Raw genomic sequence first — 18,433 nt, forward strand, 5'->3', positions numbered from 1 at the left:
GGGGTCGCCCTCCTACAGCATGGCGGTCAGCCGATGCAGTGCGGCCTGCTGCGCCGCCGGGTCGGGCACCACCGCGCTGCCCGAGCCGGTGTCGGTCGCGGCAGCGCTCGCACGGCCGGCCACCGCCAGCACGGCGCTGAGGCTGGCGTGGCGCTGGCGCAGCGCCTGGTCCAGCGCGTCGATCTGTGGGGCCAGCAGCGCCACGTCGCTGTCGCCGTGCAGCGCCTGCTCCAGCGCCTGGGCGGGGCCCGGCACCAGCGCGCAGCCCAGATTGCCAGCGGCGCCCCGCAGGCTGTGCACCCAGCGCTCCGCGCCGCTACGGTCGCCCGCGCGCAGCAGCGCGCGCAGCGGTGCCAGGCCATCGGCATGGGCGTCGACGAAGCGGCGCAGCAGCGCCAGGTACAGGCCATGCCGGTGGAGCACGCGGCGCAATCCGGCGGCAGCATCGAAGTCCGGCAAACGGGCCAGCGCTGCGGCCATCTCGGGGTCGGCGTCGCTGTTGACCGTGTCCGCAGGCAAGGGGCCGGCGGGTGGTGCGGCGCCGGCCCCGGCCTGCGGCTTGAGCCAGCGCAGCAGCACCCGCCACAGCGCGTCGGGGTCGATGGGTTTGCTGACGAAGTCGTCCATGCCGGCGTCGCGGCAGCGGTCGCGGTCGGCCTGCATGGCGTTGGCTGTCATGGCGATCACCGGCAGGCCGCGCAACGTGTCGAGCGCGCGCAGCGCGCGTGTGGCCTGCAGCCCGTCCATCTCGGGCATCTGCATGTCCATCAGCACCAGGTCGTACGGGCGTTGCTGGGCCATGCGCACGGCGATGGCGCCGTTGTCGGCGGTGTCCACCGACAGGCCTGCGTCCTTGAGAAGTTCGCACGCCACAAGCTGGTTGATGGGGTTGTCTTCGGCCAGCAACACCTGGGCGCCTCGGCATTGGCGCACGCGCTCCAGCAGATCCTCCTGCACCGGCGCGAGCGCCAGTGGCGCGCCGGCTTCCAGGGGCAGGCCGAGCCGGGCGGTGAACCAGAACGTGGAGCCCTGGCCGGGCGTGCTGTGCACACCGACTTGCCCGCCCATCTGTTCGGCCAGTTGCTTGGAGATGGCCAGCCCCAGGCCGGTGCCGCCGTATTTGCGCGAGGTGGAGGTGTCGGCCTGCTGGAACTTCTGGAACAGCCGGCCGATCTGCTCGGGCGTCAGGCCAATGCCGGTGTCGCGCACGGCAAACTGCAGCAGCACGCTGGCCTCGTTCAGGTCGCGCAGGCGGGCGCTGACCTCGATCTCGCCCTTGGCAGTGAACTTGACGGCGTTGTTGGTGAAGTTCACGAGGATCTGCCCCAGCCGCAGCGCATCGCCGACCAGCTGGCGCGGCACATCGGGCGCGATGTCGAACCGCAGTGTCAGCTGCGGCTTGTCCTTGAGTTTGTCGCTCAGCAGGCCGACTAGTTGGCCGGTCAGCTCGTCCAGATGGAAGGGGGTGGCCTCCAGGCTGAGCTTGCCGGCCTCGATCTTGGACAGGTCCAGCACGTCGTTGATCAGCCCCAGCAGATGCGTGCCTGACTGGTGGATCTTGCCCACGTAGTCGCGCTGCTGTGCGTCCAGCGCGGTCTTCAGCGTCAGGTGGCTCAGGCCGATGATGGCGTTCATGGGTGTGCGGATCTCGTGGCTCATGTTGGCCAGGAACCCGGACTTGGCCCGCGTGGCGGCCTCGGCGGCGTCCAGCGCTTGGGACAACGCCGCGTTGGTGCTTGCCAGCTGCGATGTCCGCGTCGCCACCTGGCCCTCCAGGTCGGCCTGGTAGCGCTGAACAGCAGCAGCGTTGTCCATGGCCTCCAGCACTTGCGCCGCGCGGGCCGCCAAGATCTGCATCACGGCGCTCGCGCGCTCGGGGTGGGCCAGCGGCTGCCGCCCGATCACGGTGAGGTGGCCAATCGGTGCGCCTTGAGAGTCACACAGCATCGCGCCGACCAGGCTTTGCGCACGCCATTGCGCGAGCAGCGGATCGTCGGGCAAGGTCTCGCACACGGCACTCGGGAGCACCACCGTGCGCTTGGTCCTCATCAACCGGTCGCTGCCGCTGCCTTGCGTCGCAAAGCAGAAATTGGGCAACACCTGGCCATCGCGCAGGACGATGACGGTTTCGGCCCTGGCGTCGCCGATCCTGCGCGCCACGATGCCGGCCTCGCACTTCAGCGCCGCACACAGGAAGCCCAGCAGTTGCGTGAGGAAGACACCGTGGTCCTCACCATTGCCCACGTGTTCGGCCGCGAAGCGCAGCGCCGACTCGATCGCCTTGCGCTCCGTGATGTCGGTGTGGGACGCCCGCACCAGCTGCTGCCCTCGGTACGGCAGGCGCACGAGGTGGACGGCGCACTGGGGGGCCTCGCCGTCGCCCGGCCCCACCACCGAGCGCTCGAACGTGACCTCTTCGCCCTTCAAGGCGCGCGCGATGTGGTCGGCCAGCGTGGGCTCGTCGCCCCCGGCCTGCTCGCCGTAGAGCTGCTCCACCCGGCCCTGCAGCAGCGTTGCGCGGTCGCGCCCGAACAGCTGGACCGCTTTGGCGTTGGCGTCCACGAGCCGGCCCTGGTCGGCGTCGTACACGGTGATGGCCTCGGGCGCGGTCTCCACGATCACCCGCAAGCGGTCTTCGCTCTCGATGGCAGCTTGTTCGGCCTGGTGTCGCCGCCGCGCCTGCAGGGCCAATGCGAGCACCAACAGGACCATCACCGCAAACGCCGCGCACACCGCCAGCACCTCGGTCCGGTACTGCTCCCACAGCGTGGGCGGCCGGTTGAGGACGGTGCTGCCCGGCGGCAGCAGATCTGGATCGATGCGCCAGCGCTGCAACTGCGGCCAGTTGAACATCGGCACGCTGGGCGCCGCGATGACGCTGCCTGGCTCGACCATCGGCGCCTGCCTGCGCACGTGGCGCAGCGCCAGGCTTGCGACCTGCCGGCCGAATGCATTGTTCTGGAAGACCATGCCGCCCGTTGCGCCCTGCGTCAAGGCGGCCTCCGAGGTGCCGAACACCGGCGCCGATGCGACCTGCACGATGCGCGCCAGCACGTCGAACGGCACGAAGCCGGCGCCCGTGGCATCAGCGAAAAAGCTCAGGAAGAAGATCACCGTGCCACGGCTGGCCTGCGCGACCTGATCCAGCATGGCCTGGTGCGACAGGCGGTCGGTGTAGGCGAATTCGACCAGGCCTCCGAGATCCTGTTCGACCCGGCGCATATCGTCCACATACACCTTGTCGCCCAGCGATGCCCCGCCGACCACCAGCACCCGGCGCGTGCCCGGCACGACGGACAGGGCCATGCGCACGCCCTTGGCGAAGTCCGAGCGCATGGGCATGTGGACCAGCGGGCGTGGGCTGAACAGCGCAGGGTTCACGGGCTCGCGGGCCGTGCTGATCACCAGCGCGTCGGGGAACAGCGCCCGGCCCTCGCGGGCCAGAAACCCCGTGGCCAGGTCGCCTTCGGCGATGACCACCGCCACGTGCTCGCGCCCGAGCTTTTGCGCCAGTCGGGCCGCCAGCGCGCTGCGGTCTTCTGGCGTGCCACGGCGGGACAGGTCCAGGTGCTCGACGAAGAAGCGCGAGAAGTTGAACTTTTCCTCCCGCGCCTGGCTGAGGATGCCCTGGGAGACCGCGTCGAACACGGGGAAGCCGATGTGCTGGGAATGCAGGACCACGATCACCGGGTTGGCCGCACGGCCTGCTTCGGCGGCGTGCAGCGCCTGCGAGGCCAGCGCCCATGCCGCAACGAGCCAGCAGGCCAGAAGGGGCCACCAGTGCACGCAGCCGGGCGCGCGCCGCACGCGGGTGCGCCGGCCATCCTGCATCAGCGCGATGAGGCGGTCGTCATGGGCGATGGTGTGGCCGGGCGGCATGCTGGCCTTTATCCGGTCGAGCGGGGAGGGGCGGTCAGGGCCAACGCCGCATCGAAGTCGAAGGCATCGACTGCGGCGCGCACGGCGTCGAAGCGTTCGTGCAGGCTGCTGCGCAGTGCGGCCTCATGGTCGCGCATGAAGCCGGCCGCCGCTGCGTCGTCATCGCGCAGCAACTCGTTCAGGTCAGCCACCCAGGGTGCTTCGGCGCTGTCCGTCGCGGCGATCGTGGTCGGCGGCGGTTCGGCCGGAAGGGCTTCACGCAGTTCGGCGATCAGCAGCGCCAAGGGGGCCTCCAGAGCTTGCACCAGCGCTGCGAGTGTTGACGCCGGCGCACCCGCGCGCAAGCCCTGCTCCAGCGTCAGCGCCAATGCGGGCAGTTGCGTGCAGCCGATGCTGGCCGAGACGCCGCGCAGGCTGTGCACCCAGCGCTCGGCCTGCGCAAGGTCCTGCCTGTGCAGCGCCGCTCGCAGCGACCCGAGGCCGCCGGCGTAGCTGTTGTAGAAGCGGCGCAGTTGCGCCAGATACAGCGCTTCGCGGCCCAGCACGCGGCGCAGGCCGGCGGCGGTGTCCACATCGCTCAGGCGGTAGAGCGCAGCGGGCAGCTGCGTGGCGACCTGCGCCGTGGGGCGCGAAGCGCGGGCGGCAGCGGCGGCGCTCGCGCGTGGGCGCAGCCAGCGCAGCAGAACCAGCCACAGCGCCTCGGGGTCGATGGGTTTGCTGACGAAGTCGTCCATGCCAGCGTCGCGGCAGCGATCGCGGTCGGCCTGCATGGCATTGGCCGTCATGGCGATCACCGGCAGGCCGCGCAGTGTGTCAATGGCGCGCAGCGCACGTGTGGCCTGCAGCCCGTCCATCTCGGGCATCTGCATGTCCATCAACACCAGGTCGTAGTGCCCGGCGCACGCCATGTCGACCGCCACACGTCCGTTGTCGGCCACCTGCACGACCAGGCCCGCATCGCGCAGCAGCTCGCTGGCCACCAGCTGGTTGATGGGGTTGTCTTCGGCCAGCAGCACCCGGGCGCCGCCGTGTGCGCGCACGCGTTCCAACAGGTCGTCCTGCGCCGGTGCGTGGGCCGTGCCTGCAGCGCCGTTGCGCGCATCCACGGGCAGCCCCAGCCTGACGGTGAACCAGAAGGTGGAGCCCTGGCCGTACACGCTGTGCACGCCGACTTGCCCGCCCATCTGCTCTGCCAGTTTCTTGGAGATGGCCAGGCCCAGGCCGGTACCGCCGTAGGTGCGCGAGGTCGAGGTGTCGGCCTGCTGGAAATTCTGGAACAGGCGTTTGATCTGCTCGGGCTTCAGGCCGATCCCGGTGTCACGCACGGCGAAGTGCAGCAGCACGCTGGCCGCGTCCAGGTCGCGCACCGAGGCGGTGACCTCGATCTCGCCTGCGGCCGTGAACTTGACGGCATTGCTGGTGAAGTTCAGCAGGATCTGGCCCAGCCGCATCGCGTCGCCCACCAAACGGCGCGGCACGTCCGGCGCGATGTCGATGTGCAGCCGCAGCTGCGGCTTGGAGCGCACCTTGTCGGACAGCAGGTCCGTCAGCTGCCCGGTCAACGTGTCCAGCTCGAAATCGGCCGTCTCGATGGTCAGCTTGCCGGCCTCGATCTTGGACAGGTCGAGCACGTCGTTGATCAGCCCCAGCAGGTGCGTGCCCGAGGCGTGGATCTTGCGCACATAGTCACTTTGCTGCGCATTCAACGGGGTCTTCAGTGTGAGGTGTGACAGGCCGATGATGGCGTTCATCGGCGTGCGCATTTCGTGGCTCATGTTGGCCAGAAAGTCGGACTTGGCCTGTGTGGCCTGCTCGGCCAGTTCCTTGGCCTGCACCAGCTGCGTTTGAGCCTGCTTCTGCGCGGTGATGTCCTTGATGGAGACGATCAGTCGCTCGGACTCGCGGCTGCCGGCCAGGAACAGCATCACCTCCACATCGGCCAGCATGCCGTCGGCGCGGCGGTGCCGGGTCTCGAACACACGGCGGGTGGAGCTCTCGCGCAGCTCGCGAATGTTGCGCGCGTAGGCCGAGGTGTCGTAGTCCGGGTCGAAATCGGCGATGCTGAGGCCGGTGAGGGCTTCGGCGCCATAACCCAGGTGCTGCTGTGCGGCCAGGTTGCCGTACATCACGCGGCCATGTTCGGTGTCCAGCCAGAGCATGGGGCCGGTGTTCTCCACGACGAAGCGGTTGAACATCAGCTGCGCCTCGTCGCGGCGCTGCGCGGTGACGTCCTCCAGCGTGAACTGCAGCAGCCGCCGGCCCTGAAACGAAAACGCCATCAGATGCACGCGCGCGTCCCACAGTTCGCCATCTGGCCGCTGGTGGAGTGCGGTGAACACGGTCACGCCGCTCTCCCGTGCCAGACGGGCGTGGCGCTGCTGGAAAGCGACCATGCGCGTCGGCGTTCCGTCGTACTGAAACTCGGCCTGCATGTCCAGCGGCACTTTGCCCAACACCTCCTCGCGGGTCTTGTAGCCGTAGATCTGGATGGCCGCCTCGTTGCAGTCGATGAAGCCCGGCAGCTCGGGGTCATAGACCACCATGGCCCGCTGCGACTTCTGGAACAACATCGTGGTGTAGGCCTCGTTGTTGACCAGGCGCTCGCGCTCCCGCATGGGCTCGGTCACGTCCTGCACGGTGCCGCTCCACAACAGCGCGCCGTCGTCGCCTTCGAGCCGGGGCGTGGTGCCCAGCTGCAGCCAGTGCACCGCGCCCTCGCGGACCACGCGCGCCGTCATGGACACAGCAGCCGTGGGCGTCCCGCTGCGTGCCTGGCGGGCGGCTTCGACCAAGGTGTTGCGCACCTGCTGGGCATCGTCCGGATGCAGGTGCTGCCACAGGCCGGCGGCGTCCTGCGACAGCGCGGCGCTGCCGACGACGTCTTCTGCGTGTTCGCTCAGGTAACGCCAACTGGCGCTGCCTGCGGCATCGACTGCCAGTTCGAACGTCAGCACCGGCAGCTGCGAGGCGATGGTTGCCCGCGCTGCGTGCGCGGCCTCGCGCTGTCGCAGCTGTTGCAGCTCTACACGCTGAGCCTCCAGCGTGGCCTGCAGGATGGCCAACTGTGGGCGCAGGGTTTCAAGGGTGTCCGCAGGCTGTGAGCTTGGCGGGGCGGTCATCTGACGGCGTAGAGGTCGGGGTTTTGTTGCGCTTTTGTGCCGAAATCTCCGCGCTACATGTGCGCGTTTAGTTGCAACTGCTTGTAGCAGAGTTTGAGAGGGGCAGCAACGGGACCGCCGCCAGTGCGGTCCGGGGGCTGCCCAGGGTCTTGCGTTGCCGGCGCGCAAGACCGCCTAAAGTGTGTGCATCACCAGACCCGGGACCCCCATGAACGCCCCCCATGCGATCGCCCAGTTGCTGCAACCGCAGCCCGCCGACACACCGCCACCGCACGATTCCGATCCACAGGAAACCGCCGAATGGCGCGAATCCTTTGCCGCGCTGGTGGCCAGCGGCGGCCCCGAGCGCGCACGCTGGATGCTGGACGAGCTGGCCCGCGTGGCCCGCGCCCAGCGCATCGGCTGGCAGCCCGAGCTCAGCACGCCGTACTTCAACACCATCGCCGTGGAGCAGCAGCCGGTGTTCCCCGGCGACCTGGCCGTCGAGGAGCGGCTTGCGTCGCTGATGCGCTGGAACGCCCTGGCGATGGTGGTGCGGGCCAACCAGGCTTATGGCGAGCTGGGGGGCCACATTGCCAGTTATGCGAGCGCGGCCGATCTGTTCGAAGTGGGCTTCAACCACTTCTTCCACGCCCGTCAGGGCCTGGGCGGCGGCCAGAACCGGGGCGACCTGGTGTTCTTCCAGCCGCACAGCGCACCGGGCGTCTATGCCCGCGCCTTTCTGGAGGGCCGGCTGACCGAAGCCGATCTGTTGCACTACCGCCAGGAGCTCACGGCCCCTGCGGCCGGCGCACGGGGCCTGTCCAGCTACCCGCACCCCTGGCTGATGCCGGACTTCTGGCAGTTCCCCACCGGCTCCATGGGCATCGGCCCCATCAGCTCGATCTACCACGCGCGCTTCATGCGCTACCTGACGCACCGCCAGCTGCTCGATTGCCAGCAACGCAAAGTCTGGGGCGTGTTCGGCGACGGCGAGATGGACGAGCCCGAGTCCATGAGCGCGCTGACGCTGGCCGCGCGCGAAGGGCTGGACAACCTGGTCTGGGTCGTCAACTGCAACCTGCAGCGGCTCGATGGACCGGTGCGCGGCAACGGCCGCATCATCGACGAGCTGGAAAAGCTGTTCGCCGGCGCCGGCTGGAACGTCATCAAGCTGGTCTGGGGCAGCGACTGGGATGGCCTGTTTGCGCGCGACACCGAAGGCGCGCTGACCCGCGCTTTCGCGCACACGGTGGACGGCCAGATGCAGACCTTCGCCGCCAAGGACGGGCGCTACAACCGCGAGCACTTCTTCGGCCAGAACCCGGAGCTGGCGCGCCTGGCCCAGGGCATGACCGACGAGCAGATCGACCGCTTGCGCCGGGGCGGGCACGACCTGGTGAAGATCCACGCCGCCTATGCCTCGGCTGCCGCCCACACCGGCCAGCCCACCGTGATCCTGGCCCACACCAAGAAGGGCTACGGCATGGGCGCGGCGGGCCAGGGCAAGATGACCACGCACAGCCAGAAGAAGTTCGATGAGACCGACCTCATCGCTTTCCGCAACCGCTTCGACCTGCCGCTCACCGACGAGCAGGCCACTTCGCTCTCGTTCTACAAACCGGCCGATGACAGCCCCGAGATGCGGTACCTGCACGCCCACCGCCAGGCCCTGGGCGGCTACCTGCCCAAGCGCGAGACCGTGTGCGACCGCTTGAGCGTGCCCGACCTGGCCAGCGTTGCCCAGTTCGCGCTGGCCGCAGACGGCAAGGACATGAGCACCACCATGGCCTTCGTGCGCATGCTGGGCCAGCTGTTGAAAGACCCGCAGCTGGGGCCGCGCATCGTGCCCATCGTGGCCGATGAGGCGCGCACCTTCGGCATGGCCAATCTGTTCAAGCAGGTTGGCATCTACAGCAGCGTGGGCCAGCGCTATGCGCCGGAAGACATCGGCTCGGTGCTGAGCTACCGCGAAGCGCTGGACGGGCAGATCCTGGAAGAAGGGATCAGCGAGGCCGGCGCGATCGCCAGCTGGACAGCGGCGGCCACCAGCTACAGCGTGCATGGCGTGTCGATGCTGCCGTTCTACATCTACTACTCGATGTTCGGCTTCCAGCGCGTGGGCGACCAGATCTGGGCTGCGGCCGACCAGCGCCCGCGCGGCTTTCTGCTGGGCGCGACATCGGGCCGCACCACGCTGGGCGGCGAGGGCCTGCAGCACCAGGATGGCAGCAGCCACCTGATCGCCGCGACGATCCCCAATTGCAAGGCCTACGACCCGGCGTTCGCCGGCGAGATGGCCGTGATCGTGGACGCGGGCATGCGCGAGATGCTGGTCGAGCAGAAGGACGTTTTCTACTACGTCACGCTCATGAACGAGAACTACGCCCAGCCCAGCCTGCCCGAGGGCGCGGCAGATGGCGTGGTGCGCGGCGGCTACTGCTTCGGTCGCTTCGGCCCGGCGGACGGCGCGTCAGTCACCTTGCTTGGCTCTGGCGCCATCTTGACCGAGGTGCTGAAGGCGGCCGGGCAACTGGCTGCCGATGGCATGGCCGTCACCGTGTTCAGCATCACCAGTTGGAGCGAGCTGGCGCGTGATGGCGCAGCCGGTGCCAGCCCCTATATCGCCACGCTGCTGCAGGACAGCGCCGGCCCCGTCATCGCCGCGACCGACTATGTGCGCGCCGTGCCCGAGAGCGTGCGCGCCTGGCTGCCGGATGGCCGGCGCTACGTGACGCTGGGCACGGACGGCTTCGGCCGCAGCGACACGCGGGCTGCACTGCGGCAGTTCTTCGGTGTCGATGCAGCCGCCGTGGTGGCGGCTGCGCGCGCTGCGCTACAGGCATGAAAAAACCCCGCCGAGGCGGGGTGAAGGGTTGGCGTGACGCCGGCGATCAGGCGTTGCGACGCGACCTGCGTGCGCGCACGCCGGCCAGGCCCAGCAGGCCGACGCCCAGCAGTGCGATGGAGGCGGGCTCCGGCACGTCGATGGTGACGGGCTGGCTGGTCACGGTCAGCGCGAAGTTCACCGCGTTGGCGGCGCCTTCGACGGTGGTGAAACCGGTGCAAGGCGAGGGCGCGCCAACGGCGGCGCAGGCGGCGGGCGTCAGCGCGCCCAAGGCCGGGGCGGCGAAGAAGCTGAAGAAGTACTGCGTGTCATCGATGATGGTCGCGGCATTCAGCGAGCCATCGAGCACCCAGATGTCGTTGCAGGGCGTGGGGCTGGTGACCGTGCAGGGCGCCTGGTTCAAGGTTTCTTCGAAGCGGATGTTGTAAGTCGCCGTTTGGTAGGCGTAGGGGTCCGTCGAACCCTGCGGGCGCAGGCCCAACGTGGCCGAGATCGTGGCGCTGGTGAGCGTGGCGAAGGCCGAGCTCAATGGGAAGTTGCTGTGGGTGTAGGTGTTGGCCGGGGCGGGAGCGCCGTCGGTCACCAGCGTGCCGGTGCGCGGGGTGTTGGTGATGCCGATGCCGCTGCGCGGGCCGCCCGTGGCGCAGGAGCCCCAGGTGATCGAGGTGGCGCCGATGATCTCGCAGCCGTTGGCGGTGCCAGCACCTTCGCCTACGAAGGTGGTCGCACCGGGGGTGGTGACGAACGCGCTGGTGACGATGTAGTCCCAGTTGGCGATGGGGGCTGCCGAGGCGGACGCTGCTGCAAAGGTGGCAACGCATGCCAGGCCCAGTTGGGCCAGGCGGGTTTTGACGTGTGGGAAGTGCATAGAGGATCTCCAGGATGTGCGCGGGACGATTGGTGCATCACGCGATCAACCGATAAGTTGATACTCAGCTGTACGCAAACCACATGCCCTTGAAGGTTTGTCCTTTGGATTCAATGCGTTGAACCGGAAAGAGCGTTTTGAGTACAAAACGCTGTCAATCAGGCCGACGCGCCATTTGGCTACATTTTGAAACTCAACAAAATCAATAGCTTACGATCAGCTCGAATGCTCTCGGTACATTTGCGCTCATTGAGGACAAGCCAGCCGGTCACTCCGCCTGCACCTGCCACCAGGCGGGCAACAGCGCCTGCACGGCGCGGCGCGTGTAGCGCTCGTCGATCAGCACCACCACGCCCCGGTCCTCGCGCGTGCGGATGACGCGGCCCGCCGCCTGCACCACCTTGCGCAGACCTGGGTACAGGTAGGTGTAGTCGTAGCCGGCGCCAAAGGCGTCCTGCATGCGCCGGCGCATGACCTCGTTGACCGGGTTGATCTGGGGCAGGCCCAGCGTGGCGACGAAGGCGCCGATCAGCCGATCGCCCGGCAGGTCCACCCCTTCGGCGAAGCTGCCGCCCAGCACCGCAAAGCCGATGCCGGCGCCGCCGGGGACGAAGCGCTCCAGAAATGCCTGACGCTCGTCCTCGCGCATGCGGCGCGATTGGCGCCATGTCGTGATGGTCGGGTGCGCTGCCTCGAACTGCGCCGCCACCATGTCCAGGTAGTCGAAGCTGCTGAAGAAGGCCAGGTAGTTGCCCGGCGCCGCCCGGTGCTGCGCGGCGATCAACGCGGCAATCGGCGCGGCCGAGGCCTGGCGGTCGGCGAAGCGGGTGGAGATGCCGCCGGCCACGCGCACCGCCAGCTGGCCGGCCGTGTAGGGCGATGGCACGTCGACCCAGGCCGTCTCGGCCGGCAGGCCCAGCGTGTCGCGGTAGAACGCCGTGGGGCTGAGCGTGGCCGAGAACAGCGTGGCCGTCTGCGCCGCCGCCAGCCGCGGGCCGAGAAAGTGGCCGGGCAGCAGGTTGCGGATGCACAGCACCGCGCCACCCGGCGTGCGCGTGATGTCGACCAGGGAATGCGTGCCGAAGCTTTGCGCCAGCCGCAGGAACTGCAGCGCCTCGAACCAGAACTGCTGCAAGTCTGCATCCGGCGGCGTGGCGGCAGTCTCGGCGAAATGCTCACCCAGGGCGGTGGCCGCTTGCTGCAGCGCGTCCAACCAGGCGTCGGGCAGAGCATCGCGCACGGTGTAGTCGTCCGCGCTCTCTTTGAGCAGCGCGCGCCAGTGGCGCTCCAGCCGCTCCAGTGCCTTGCGCACGGGCGCGGGGGCGCCACGCTTGAGGGCGCGCAGGTCGGCACGCTGCATCTCGCCGGTGTACATGCCCCGCCCGCGCTCCACCAGGTTGTGTGCCTCGTCGACCAGCACGCCGACGCGCCATTCGTTTTGCTGCGCCAGCGCGTGCAGCATGGCGCTGCCGTCGAACCAGTAGTTGTAGTCGCCCACCACCACGTCGGCCCAGCGTGCCAGCTCCTGGCCGAGGTAATACGGGCACACCGCATGGGCCAGCGCCACGGCGCGCAACGCTGTGCGGTGCTGCGGCCCGGCCGCCACGGCGGCTGCGCGCGCGGCCGGCAGCCGGTCGTAAAAGCCGCGCGCCAGCGGGCAGGAATCGCCGTGGCAAGCCTTGTCCGGGTGTTCGCAGGCTTTGTCGCGCGCGGTCAGCTCCAGCACCCGCAACGGCGTGCCGGGCGCGGCAATGCGCGCCAGTGCGTCCAGCGCCAATTGGCGGCCGGGCGTCTTGGCGGCCAGGTAGACGATCTTGTCCAGCCGCTGGCCGGGCGCGGCCTTGAGCAGCGGGAACAGCGTGCCCACCGTCTTGCCGATGCCGGTGGGGGCTTGTGCCAGCAGGCAGCGGCCATGCGCGGCGACGCGGTAGACGGCTTCGGCCAGCGTGCGTTGGCCGGGGCGAAATTCGGCATGCGGAAACGCCAGGGCCGCCAACGCCGCATCGCGCGCCTGTCGGTGTGCCAGCTCCTGCTCGGCCCAGGCCAGGAAGCGACGGCACTGGTCCTCGAAGAAGGCCTGCAGCGCTTGCGCGTCGTGGCGTTCCTCGAAAGCGGTCTCGTGCTGGCTGCCCAGTTCGAAATAGACCAGAGCCAGCGTGAGCTCGGGCAGGCCGCGCGCGGCGCACAGCAGCGCGCCGTAGACCTTCAGCTGCGCCCAGTGCAGGTGGCGCTGGTGCGCGCTCTGGCGCGACAGGTCGCCGCGGTGCGTCTTGATTTCTTCGAGCCGGTTCCGAGAGGCGTCGAAGCCATCGGCCCGGCCGCGGACTCGCACTGGCCCCACGCAGCCTTCCAGGTGTACTTCGGCTTCGTAGTGCGGGCCGCGCCGTCCGGTCACCAGCGCGTGGCCGGCAATGCCTTCGAGCGCCGTGGGCGCGGGCGTGAAACGCAGGTCCAGGTCGCCCTGCTTGGCCGTGAACTCGCACAGGGCGCGCACGGCGATCAGGTAGTCCATGGACCGATGGTATGCGCCGCGTGGCAGGCGTCTGGCGGGCTGTGGCGTGCGCTGCGATGTGTGGCGCTGGGGGCTTGCGGGCGCGCCTTCACGGGCAGACCAGCACCGTCCCCTGCTGCGTGCACATCTGCCCCTGCGGATTGACCAGCAGGGCGCCGCTGCGGTTCAGGCGCTGGCCACTGCTGTCCCAGCAGCCGCCGGCGTCGCAGCGCGTCACCTGTGCGGGCTGGGGTGCCGAGGGAGCGGCGGGCACGGCAGGCCTGGGCAGGGCGGCCGGCGCCGCAACCTGCGGCGGCGGGGCGATGGTGGAGGGCACGGCCTCGGCCGGCCGTGCCAGGCGCGCGGCGCGCGGCGCATCGGCGCGGGCGCGCAGGCACACGTCGGCCACCTGCCGGCGCAGCGCGCGCAATTGCGGCGTCAGGCGCTGCGCGTCGGCCTGCGCCGCGTCCAGGCGTTGCCGGGCTGCCAGGCAGGCGGGCGACTGCAGAGGGTCGTCCTGCACTTGCGCGAACGCAGCGCTGGCCAGCAGGCTGATCGAGGTCAGGAGCACGGTGTGCAGGCGGGGCATCTGAGAGCTTTCAGGACGGGGCCACGGCACAGCATCGGCCTACGCCTCGCATCCGGGCATCGCGCGCAAGCAGCGGAGGTACGGTTGCGGGTTGTTCGACACGGCGCAATGCAAAGTGTGGAGATTGTCCCCTCGACAGGTTCCCCGGCAGTTCGCCAGGGATACACGCCCGGTGTCGCAGCACATCCCGTCGCGGCCGCGCAAGGGCCTCGCATGGGGGGCCAAGGCGGTGGCCCTGTGGAGCTTGAAGATCCGCACGATAAGCCGAACCTCGGACGACACCGAGGCACGCAGTCCGATGCCTTTCAAGGTCTTCACGCTGGTGTGTGCCAGGTGTGTCAGGTGTGTCAGGTGTGCTGGGGGCCGCCCGGCATGGGGCACCCCCAGGGCCGGCCCGGCTCAGCGCCCCTCGCCCAGGGGCTCGGGGTCCCCTGCGGTGCTCGCGGCATGGGCGCATTGCACAACTCGCACCACTCACTTCGTTCGTTCACCTCGAACAGGTGCAATGAGTCAGTTTACGGAGCGTGCTGCGCCGCCGCCCATGCCGCTGCGCTCCTCGGCGCATCTGCAGGGCCGGCCCTGGGGGTACCCCATGCCGGGCTCGGTGCGGCTGACTCCGATGCAAGGTGCGCGCTGGTAGGCCGGCGAGAGGGGCCGCTGGTGGCCCGACGACACGGCCCGCGTGTAGCCCGACGAGAGGGCCCACCAGTAGTCCGGAGCGCGCGAGCCAGCGTCACGCGAGCCTGTCCCCCGACAGCGCTCCAGCCACCAGCAACGTAGCCCGGCCTGGGGTGCCCGCCGTGGCCAACCTGTGGCCGCGCCGAGGAGCGCAGGACTGCGGGCGGCGGCGCAGCACGCTTCAATGACTGGCTCATTGCACTTGTTCGAGGTGAACGAACAAAGGGAGTGGTGCGAGTTGTGCAATGCGCCCGCAGGCCGAGCACCGCAGGCTGCCCGAGCCCCTGGGCGAGGGACGCGTCCACCGGGCGGCCACGGCGGACACCCCAGGCCGGGCGGCCCTGCCCAGGCCGGCCTCTCGATTGCAACGACCTTGAAAGGCATAACGCTCAGCCACTCAGCCACTCAGCCACTCAGGCACTCAGGCACTCAGGCACTCAGGCACTCTCGCGTTCGACGATCGCAAAACCGATGTCGACGCGCTCGGCATCGGTCGTGCCGCGCTCGGCACGGTCCACCACCATCTGCGCAGCCAGGCGGCCGATGCGCGTGCCGTCGATCCGCACGGTGGTCAATGGCGGCGTGGCGTCGGCAGCGAATCCCTGGTCGCCCAGGCCGATCACGGCCAGTTGGCCCGGCACGTCGATGCCGCGCTGCTTCGCCTCGATCAGCGCCCCCAGCGCCAGCATGTCGGAGCTGCAGAACACGGCCGTGATGCCGGCGTCGCGCGCCAGCAGCTCGGCCAGCCCGGCACGGCCCGCGCCCAAGGTACTGGGCGGCACGGTGAAGGTAGTGGCCACCTCGGGCAGCCCACGCGCACGCGCGCAGTCGGCATAGCCCGCCAGGCGGCGACGCGCGCGCTGGTCGTCGGCGCTGATCAGGCCGACGCGGCGGTGGCCGCGCGCGTGCAAAAAGTCCAGCACCGCCTTGCCGATTTCCACGTGCGAGAAGCCGACCAGCATGTCCACCGGGGTGTCCGTCAGGTCCCAGGTCTCCACCACCGGGATGCGCGAGGCCAGCAGCGCGCGCCGCGCTTGCGCTGATTGCACCAGCCCGGCCATGACGATGCCGTCGGGGCGCCGCTGGATGATGGTCGTGAGCAACTGCTCTTCCCGCGTGTGGTCGTAGCCGCTCTGGCCGATCATCAGCTGGTAGCCGCGTGCGTGCAGCGCGTGGTCCAGCGCCTCCACCATCTCCTGGAAGACCGGGCCGACCAGCGTGGGCAGCAGGGCCGAGACCAAGCGCGCGCGCGACAGCCGCAACCCGCTGGCCATGGCGTTGGGCACGAAGCTGGTCTCGTCCACGGCCGCGCGCACGCGTTTCAATGTGGCGGGCGACACCTTGTCGGGCGCGTTGAAGGCACGCGAGACGGTCATCGCCGAGACGCCTGCCAGCCGCGCCACGTCCTGGATGGTGGCGGGCCGGGGGAGGGCAGGCGCGAGACGCGTCATGGTCGTGCCTTGGGGTAGCGCCGCGCCCCCACCAGATACAGCGCCGCGCCCAGCAAGAGCGCGCCGGTCGCGGTCAGCAGCGACAGCGTGAACCCGCGCGCGGCCGAGCCGCTCCATGCGACCAGCACCGCTACCAGCGGCGGCCCGGCCACCTGCCCGATGCCGTACAGCGCGGTCGCCAGCCCCATGAAGCTGGCGGCCTGCTGCGGCTGCAGGCGGCGGATCTCCTGCATCGCGAAGTAGGTGATGGCCGTGAACGGCAGGCCCAGCAGCGCGCTGCCCAGCACAAAGCCCGGCAAGCTGGGGCTGACCAGGCTGGCCAGAACGCCCACGGCCTGCACCGCGTGGCAGCCGGCCAGCAGGTGGCGCATGTCATGGGCGAGCGAGACGCGCGTGGTCAGCATCGCGCCGGCGATCACGCCCAGCCCGAAGATCGGCCAGAACAGATCCAGCCAGGGCGAGCCCGGTAGCGCCTGCCGCGCGATCACCGGCAAGAACGTGGCCGTGATGATGTAGCCGAAGCCGGCGCAGCCGTAGCCGGCGATCAAGAGAGCGACCTCGCCGCGCGGCGCGCTGCGGCCGGGGCCGGCCGGGCCGGTGCCGCTGTCTGCGGCCAGCGGCAAGGTGCCGCGTAGCAGCACCGGGCGCACGGCAACGGTCAGCACGCCGGCCAGCAGGCCGAAGACCACCCAGCCCATCCACGCGCTGCCCGCCCCGGCCACGATGGCGCCGGCGATCAGCCCGCTCAGCACGATGCCGGTGCCCGGGCCGACATAGATCATCCCGCCGAGCGCCGCACGCCCGCGCCGTGCCAGCTGCGCCAGGCACCAGCCCGAGACGTAGACGAACACGCAGGCGCTGGCCACGCCGGCGGCCAGGCGCAGCGCCGGCCAGGCTGCTGGCCAGGGAATGGCCATGGCCAGCGTCAGCAGCGTGGTGGCGACCAGGCCGCCCCGCACCATGGCGGCTGCATCCGGCGGCGGCGGGTTGCCGATGCGCCGCCAGATCCACGGCTGCATGGTGCACAGGATGGCGCCGATCAGGTACCCCAGGTAGTTGGCGCTGGCCAGCCAGCTGGCGCCGGCCAGATCGAGCACGCCGTCGTGCAGCATCATCGGCAACAGCGGCGTGAAGGCGAAACGGCCGATGCCCATGGCCGTGGCCAGGGCCACGGCGCCGGTGGCGGCGATGGCCCAGGGGCCGGGGGGTGGGGAAGGCATGTGGAGGTGGGGCGCAAGGGCGGGCGCATGTTAGGTCAACGCCGCAGACGCGGCATGATGCTGCCCACGGCGGCGTTGGGCCGTCGGCAAGGAGACACACGAATGATCAAAGTCAGCGTCATGTACCCGCACACGCCCGGGGCCCGTTTCGACCATGCCTATTACCGCGACAAGCACATGCCCATGGTGAAGGCGCGCCTGGGCGAGGCGTGCACTTCCTACACCGTCGACAAGGGCCTGGCCGGTGGCGCGCCCGGTGCGCCGCCGACCTACGTGGCCATCGGCCACCTGTTGTGCGGCAGCGTCGAGGCGTTCCAGGCGGGGTTCGGGCCGCACGCCAAGGAGATCATGGGCGACATCGCCAACTACACCGATCTGCAACCCGTGCTGCAGATCAGCGAGGTTGTCGTCGGTTGACGTCGCTCGGGGCGGGCAGCCCATTGCGTACCATGGCCGCATGACGCTTTCCTCCCGTTTCTGGGCCGACCTCACGACCCGCGATTTCGCCCGGCTGGACCCGGCCGCCACGGTGGCCGTGCTGCCGGTGGCCGCCATCGAGCAGCATGGCCCGCACCTGCCGGTGAGCGTCGACACGGTGCTGGTCGATGGCGTCATCGCCGCCGCGCTGCCGCACCTGCCAGCGGCGCTGCCGGTGCTGTTTCTGCCGACGCAGGCAGTGGGACGCAGCAACGAGCACCAGCGCTTTCCCGGCACGCTCAGCCTGTCGGCCGAGACCACCATCCGCCTGTGGACGGAGATCGGCGAATCGGTGGCGCGCGCCGGCCTGCGCAAGCTGCTGCTGCTCAACAGCCACGGCGGACAGGTCTCCATCCTGGACATCGTGGCGCGCGACCTGCGCACGCGTTGCGAGCTCATCTGCTACCACTGCAGCTGGTTCAACCTGCCGCTGGGCGACGCGGTGGACGGCCTGTTCAGCGCGCAGGAGCACCGCTTCGGCATCCACGGCGGTGACATCGAAACGTCGATGATGCTGGCGCTGGACCCTGCCCACGTGGACATGGCGCAGGCGCGTGACTTCCGGTCCACCTCGCAGGACCGCGCCGCGCTCTACCCCATCCTGGGCAACGGCAAGAGTGCCAAGCTGGGCTGGCAGATGCAGGACTACAACCGCACGGGCGCGGCCGGCAACGCGGCCGTGGCCACGGGCGACAAGGGGCGGGTGGTGGTCGAGGCGGCGGGGCTGCAACTGGCAGCACTGCTGGGCGAGATCAGCAGCCTGCCGTTGTCCACGCTGGTGGACCGGCCCGACCTGGGCTAGCGCTGCCTCGGCGGCACCGCGCCGCTCCACCC

The 18,433-nt window shown here is 69.8% G+C and carries 10 protein-coding genes; 3 read left to right on the forward strand and 7 right to left on the reverse strand.

Annotated features, from left to right (window positions below; translation table 11 throughout):
- Positions 1-12: 12 nt before the first annotated feature.
- Both AC099J_RS02825 and AC099J_RS02830 read right to left on the reverse strand, forming a co-directional pair.
- Positions 13-3,879 (reverse strand): ATP-binding protein, encoded by a 3,867-nt coding sequence (locus tag AC099J_RS02825; RefSeq protein WP_479613673.1) that lies wholly within the window; start codon positions 3,877-3,879, stop codon positions 13-15.
- 8 nt (positions 3,880-3,887) lie between these two features.
- Positions 3,888-6,998 (reverse strand): ATP-binding protein, encoded by a 3,111-nt coding sequence (locus AC099J_RS02830; protein WP_479613674.1) that lies wholly within the window; start codon positions 6,996-6,998, stop codon positions 3,888-3,890.
- Positions 6,999-7,206: 208 nt separating this feature from the next.
- On the opposite strand from AC099J_RS02830, the gene mdeB reads away from it, so the two are divergent.
- Positions 7,207-9,825 (forward strand): alpha-ketoglutarate dehydrogenase, encoded by a 2,619-nt coding sequence (mdeB, locus tag AC099J_RS02835; protein ID WP_479613675.1) that lies wholly within the window; start codon positions 7,207-7,209, stop codon positions 9,823-9,825.
- 46 nt (positions 9,826-9,871) lie between these two features.
- Here the strand turns inward: mdeB and AC099J_RS02840 are convergent, their stop codons facing one another.
- The 5 genes from AC099J_RS02840 to AC099J_RS02860 form a co-directional block, all read right to left on the reverse strand.
- Positions 9,872-10,693 (reverse strand): THxN family PEP-CTERM protein, encoded by an 822-nt coding sequence (locus tag AC099J_RS02840; protein WP_479613676.1) that lies wholly within the window; start codon positions 10,691-10,693, stop codon positions 9,872-9,874.
- Between the two features lie 268 nt (positions 10,694-10,961).
- On the reverse strand, positions 10,962-13,205 hold the full coding sequence (locus AC099J_RS02845; RefSeq protein WP_479613677.1) for an ATP-dependent DNA helicase: 2,244 nt from the start codon (positions 13,203-13,205) through the stop codon (positions 10,962-10,964).
- 88 nt (positions 13,206-13,293) lie between these two features.
- Positions 13,294-13,773 carry a hypothetical protein gene (locus tag AC099J_RS02850; protein WP_479613678.1) on the reverse strand — a complete coding sequence of 160 codons (480 nt, stop codon included), beginning with the start codon at positions 13,771-13,773 and terminating at the stop codon, positions 13,294-13,296.
- Between the two features lie 1,115 nt (positions 13,774-14,888).
- Positions 14,889-15,902: a LacI family DNA-binding transcriptional regulator gene (locus AC099J_RS02855; RefSeq protein WP_479613679.1), complete on the reverse strand. Its 1,014-nt coding sequence runs from the start codon at positions 15,900-15,902 to the stop codon at positions 14,889-14,891.
- Positions 15,899-17,122: a YbfB/YjiJ family MFS transporter gene (locus AC099J_RS02860; RefSeq protein ID WP_479613680.1), complete on the reverse strand. Its 1,224-nt coding sequence runs from the start codon at positions 17,120-17,122 to the stop codon at positions 15,899-15,901. Before AC099J_RS02860 ends, AC099J_RS02855 begins: the two co-directional genes overlap by 4 nt.
- A gap of 102 nt (positions 17,123-17,224) precedes the next feature.
- Between AC099J_RS02860 and AC099J_RS02865 the strand changes: the two genes are divergently transcribed.
- Together AC099J_RS02865 and AC099J_RS02870 are read left to right on the forward strand one after the other, a co-directional pair.
- Positions 17,225-17,539 (forward strand): EthD family reductase, encoded by a 315-nt coding sequence (locus AC099J_RS02865; protein ID WP_479613681.1) that lies wholly within the window; start codon positions 17,225-17,227, stop codon positions 17,537-17,539.
- 40 nt (positions 17,540-17,579) lie between these two features.
- Positions 17,580-18,401 carry a creatininase family protein gene (locus tag AC099J_RS02870; RefSeq protein ID WP_479613682.1) on the forward strand — a complete coding sequence of 274 codons (822 nt, stop codon included), beginning with the start codon at positions 17,580-17,582 and terminating at the stop codon, positions 18,399-18,401.
- Positions 18,402-18,433: the final 32 nt, after the last annotated feature.

The sequence above is a fragment of the Rhodoferax sp. RT4P68 genome (genome assembly GCF_056521305.1).